Source organism: Parvibaculum sp., from assembly GCF_040882025.1.
GTDB lineage: Bacteria > Pseudomonadota > Alphaproteobacteria > Parvibaculales > Parvibaculaceae > Parvibaculum.
In genome coordinates this window covers 1-4774 of the sequence record NZ_JBBECC010000089.1, presented here as the reverse complement: position 1 = coordinate 4774, position 4774 = coordinate 1, and the positions used below count along the sequence as shown (strand labels likewise).

The following is a 4774-nucleotide window of genomic DNA, read 5'->3' as shown; positions in this document are numbered from 1 at the left end:
GAAGGAGGGCGAGGTGCCCGACGCCGACACGCTCGAGAGCCAGTCGCCCTGAAGACCGAGGCCCATGAAAGTCCTTTCGCCGAGCGGCACGTCGACATTGACCCCGATGCTCGGGCCGCTCCGGTTCACATTTTCCGAAAACGAGCTGACGGTGCCGAGTTCGTCGGTCGTCATGCCGAGCTTGCCGCGCTCGAAGGTAACGCCCGCCCAGGGCGTCACGGCGACGTTTCCACCCGGCGTCAGCTCGCAATCGAGAAGGAACAGCCAGCCGATAAAGGGCGTCAGCATCCATGAAGCGTCGTAGGAAACACTGGTCGGGGTGCTCGGTGCGGGATGGATATTGTGGTGCGAGGTTTCCTTGCCGCCGACGGGCAGGCGACCGCGCACGCCGATCACCGGGCCGTCGCAAGGGACCGCCGCCCGCCGTGTACGCGTGCGGCGCTCATGCGCTTCCTGCAGCATGATTTCCGACCACGATTCGTCGAGTTCGTTAATCTGCTTGCGGGCGACATTGATGCGCCGGCTCAGATCCCTGACTTCGGGATTGTCGTATCCGCGCTCCTTCTCCAGCACGTCCCTTTCCTCCATCAGCTTCTTGATGTTGCGTTCGAGTTCGGCCTTTCTGCGCTTGTTCGCCTCCGGCTCCTGCAACAACTGATCCGGTGGCAGTCCGATATCGTCGGTGAGTTCGGCCGGTGGGGCCTGCACGTTGGTCGTACCGCCCATGCTTTCTCGGATGTGAATGCCGACATCGAACCCCACGACCCCGTGGGCAAAAGTCCCGCCGCCTGATTCCGGTGCGCCGCCGTAATTGCCCGAGAGCGTGAGGTCGCCGGTCGCGGCGCGCCCGCCGGCCTCGATGGCGACATAGCCTTCCGGGCACTGGTTGGGCGCGGCCTTGGCGGTTCCCGCCGTCAGCGCGCTCACAGCGGCGGAGGCGAGCAGCGCCGCTGCAAGGCGCGCTTTCTGTCCTGTCCGGGTCCTCCGGCTTGTCTGTAATGTCATTGAACAGCCCCTTTCCCTGCTGAAACCAGGGCTGCGGCGCCGCCCTGTCTCTAAAAGGGGTTAAGGCCCGGACCGGGGTTCTGTCCTCATCACAAGTGATGATAGGATGGCCTTACTGGAGGGGGCGGCGTTGGATCAGCTTGTCGAGACCATTCCTCTTGCCGAGGCGGCGGGTTTCCCGCGGCCGGCCGTTTGGTGCGGCGAGGGCGACGATGCCTCGCCCACGGTCCTCTATGTCTATGGCGGCACTTTCGCGATGAACCGGGGGCCGATGCACGGTGTCGTTGCCGATGCGGTGGCGCGCAACGGCCGTGCCCGCGTGCTGATGGTCGACTACCGGCTCGCGCCGGAACATCCCTTTCCACTCGCCATCGAGGACGTGGTCGCGACGTACAAGGCGCTGCTGGCGCGCGGCGTCCCACCCTCGAAGCTCGTCGTGATGGGCGACACGTCGGGCGCCGGCATCGCGCTTGCGGCCCTCATCGTGCTGCGCGACGAGGGCGCGCCGCTGCCCGCGGGCTTCGTCGCGCTCACGCCCTGGGTCGATCTCACGCTGTCCGGCGGCTCCTATGTCGAGAACATCCGCACCGGCCGCTTCGCCTCCGATGTCGAATTGCTGGCGACCCTGACGATCGACTATCTGCAGGGCGCCGATCCCCGCCATCCGCTGGCCTCGCCGGCCTTCGGCGATCTCTCGGGCCTGCCCGAAACACTCATCCATGCCGGCGCCGACGACGTCCTGCTCGACGATGCGCGCCTGCTTGTCGAGGGGCTGCGCCGTGTCGGCGGGCGGGCGCATCTCCATGTCTGGCAGGGCCTGCCCGACACCTGGCAGCGGTTTCAGCCGCTTTCGCCGCAGGCCGGCGCCGCGCTTGCCAGCATCGGCCAGTTCGTGCGGCGGCGCACCGGCGCGAATGTCCGCACTGCTGCCGAAAAGCAACAGCTCAGCGACGCCTATGCGCGCGAGCTGTCGGAGTTCGTGCAGCCGCACATGACGGAGCGCTTCGACCAGCTTTTCGAATGGGCGCGCGATCACGATCCCGACTGGGTCTGGCATTTCATGGAGCGGCGGCTCGAATTCGGCGCCCTCGTCACGCAGGAGCAGATCGAGCATGACTGGCTCACCCTTCTCTTCGCCGATGCGCCGGACGCGCTGCTGCTGCTCAGCGCCAGCCGGCATGTGATCCTCGCCAATCGCCGGGCGCGAAAGGTGCTCGAAACCGGCGGCGTCTTCGTCCACAAGAACGGAAGGCTCACCGGCGCCGGCGTGCAAGGCGAAGAGGTTCTCTCGAACCTGATGGACCAGACTTTCGGACTGGTCAGTACAGGGAGCAATTTTGGCCCGGCCGACCGCTACGGGCGGATTGTCAACGAACGCGGCGATGTTTTTCTCCTCCGTTGCGAGCGCATCCAGCCGCCGGCCGACGGGTCCGGCGCGCCGCCGATCGCGCTTGTCCGGATTTTCGAGGAAGGGCGCCGCCACCGGATCGACCGCGATGCGCTTTCCGCCTGGTACGGCCTTTCGCCACGGGAGGCGGAGCTTGCGGCGGCCTTTGCCGAGGGCTCGAGCCTCGCCGCCTTCGCGCGCGAGCGGGGGCTTTCGATGGCGACCGTCCGCTCGCACTTCTCGCACATCAAATCGAAGCTCGGCGCGGCGGATCAGGCCGCTGTCGTCGGCAAGGTCATGCGTGCCGCCTTCGGCTGAACGCCGGGCGTGTGCAGGCCCGTTCGGCGCCGCTTGCGCTGTGAACAGGATGCCGCCTCTTTGGCATTGCCCGTGCCTTGCGCGCCTGTGCTACTCTTGCCGCAATCGCAACAGGTTAACGCAGGGAAGGGGCAGCTTTCCGCCCCTCGCAATTCGCTTGAGCACCGAGAAAAAGAACGCCGTCGCCGAAATCGAGGCGGTCCGCAAGGGCTTCGAGACGCGCGGCTATATCTGCAACGCCCATATCGCCACCTCGATCTTCCTCGCCGAGCGGCTGCAAAAGCCGCTGCTGGTCGAAGGTCCGCCCGGCGTCGGCAAGACCGAACTGGCCAAGGCGACGGCCGAACTTGTCGGCAAGCCGCTGATCCGGCTGCAATGCTATGAGGGGCTCGACGAGGCCAAGGCGCTCTACGAGTGGAAATACGGCAAGCAGCTTCTCTACACGCAGGTGCTGAAGGAAAAGCTCGGCGATCTGATGGCCGGCGCCAAGGGCCTGAAAGAGTCGATGACGCGGCTGCACGATTTCGACGATACGTTTTTCTCCGAGGAATTTCTCGAACCGCGGCCGCTCCTGAAAGCGCTCTGGCAGCCGGGCGGGGCGGTGCTGCTGATCGACGAAATCGACAAGTCGGACGACGAATTCGAAGCCTTCCTGCTCGAGCTTCTTTCCGATTACCAGATTTCGGTGCCCGAGCTCGGCACCATCAAGGCGCGCACGACACCGATCGTCTTCCTCACCTCCAACAACACGCGCGAAATCGGCGACGCCTTGAAGCGCCGTTGCCTCCATCTCTATATCCCTTTTCCCGACACCGATCTCGAACAGCGCATCATCCGCTCGCGCGTGCCGGAAGTCGAAGAAGAGCTGCGCCGCCAGCTCGTCGCCTTCGTGCAGGGCCTGCGCACGCTCGACCTCAAGAAGCTTCCGGCGGTCAGCGAAACAATCGACTGGGCGCGCACCCTCGTCCTGCTGCATGCCCGCGAGCTCGACGCCGATCTCGTCCGCAACACGCTCAATGTGCTGCTGAAATTCCAGGACGACATCGACAATGTCGACGGCGAAATCAATGCGCTGGTGACGAAAGCGGTGCAGGCGAGGTAAGCGCCCATGACCGAAGTCCTCGGCGATTTCATTCGGGCGCTGCGCTCGGCCGATGTCCGCGTTTCGACCTCGGAGTCGATCGATGCCGGCCGCGTCGTCGGGCTTGTCGGTCTCGACGACCGGAGGACGCTCCGCGACGCGCTGGCGCAAGTGCTGGCCAAAAGCGAAGACGAAAAAGCCGCCTTCGAAGAAACCTTCGACATGTTCTTCGCCTTCGACCAGTTCAAAAGCCGTCCGCCCGCCGCCAATGACGACCGCGCGGATGCCGCCGACGGCGCTGAGGCCGACGGCGGCGAGGGCGAAGACGGGTCGCCGCAGCAGTCGGGCAGTCCGTCGGCACCGGGTTCGGGCGGTATGGGCGGCGAGCCGGGTGAGGGCGAGCCTGCGCCTGCTACCGATCTCGCCTCGCTGCTCGAACGCGGCGATCAGGCTGAGCTGCAGATGGCGCTTGCCGAGGGCGCGCGTCAGGCACAGCTCAATCGCATCCGTCTCTTCACGCAGCGCGGCATGTTCACGCGCCGCATCATGGAGCTGATGGGGCTCGACGGTCTCAACGCGGAAATCGAACGGCGCGAGCGCGACGGCAATGCGTCCGGCGCTGAGCGGCTCGCCGAGGCGCGCGAGGGCTTGCGCGGCCAGGTGCGCGACTATGTCGAGAAGCAGCTCGAAATCTTCACCGCCAATTCGGGCCGCCAGTTGCGCGAGGAGGTTCTGGCGCAGGTGCGGCTTTCCAATATCGATCGCTCCGACATGAAGATCATGCGCGAGCTGGTGCGCAAGATGGCGAAGCGCCTGATCGCGCTGCATTCGCGCCGCAAGAAGGTATCGCGGCGTGGCCAGCTCGATATCCGCCGCACCATCCGCGCCAATATCGAGTTCGACGGGCTGATGTTCCACACCGTCTGGAAGCGGACGAAAATCGACCGGCCCAAGGTGATGGCCATTTGCGACGTTTCCGGGTC

The 4774-nt window shown here is 65.5% G+C and carries 4 protein-coding genes; 3 read left to right on the top strand and 1 reads right to left on the bottom strand.

Going from position 1 to position 4774, the window contains the following annotated elements; translation table 11 throughout:
• A partial coding sequence (locus WEB61_RS06320) for a hypothetical protein (protein WP_368063485.1) occupies positions 1-1005 on the bottom strand: 1005 nt, incomplete at its 3' end.
• 106 nt (positions 1006-1111) lie between these two features.
• Between WEB61_RS06320 and WEB61_RS06315 the strand changes: the two genes are divergently transcribed.
• From WEB61_RS06315 to WEB61_RS06305, 3 genes are all read left to right on the top strand, one after another.
• Complete coding sequence (locus WEB61_RS06315) at positions 1112-2710, top strand: alpha/beta hydrolase fold domain-containing protein (protein ID WP_368063484.1); 1599 nt, start codon at positions 1112-1114, stop codon at positions 2708-2710.
• A 157-nt stretch (positions 2711-2867) separates the two neighbouring features.
• The gene (locus WEB61_RS06310; protein ID WP_368063483.1) at positions 2868-3812 is read left to right on the top strand and encodes an AAA family ATPase; all 945 of its coding nucleotides are present in this window, start codon (positions 2868-2870) and stop codon (positions 3810-3812) included.
• Positions 3813-3818: 6 nt separating this feature from the next.
• On the top strand, positions 3819-4774 hold a 956-nt coding region (locus WEB61_RS06305), incomplete at its 3' end, for a VWA domain-containing protein (protein ID WP_368063482.1).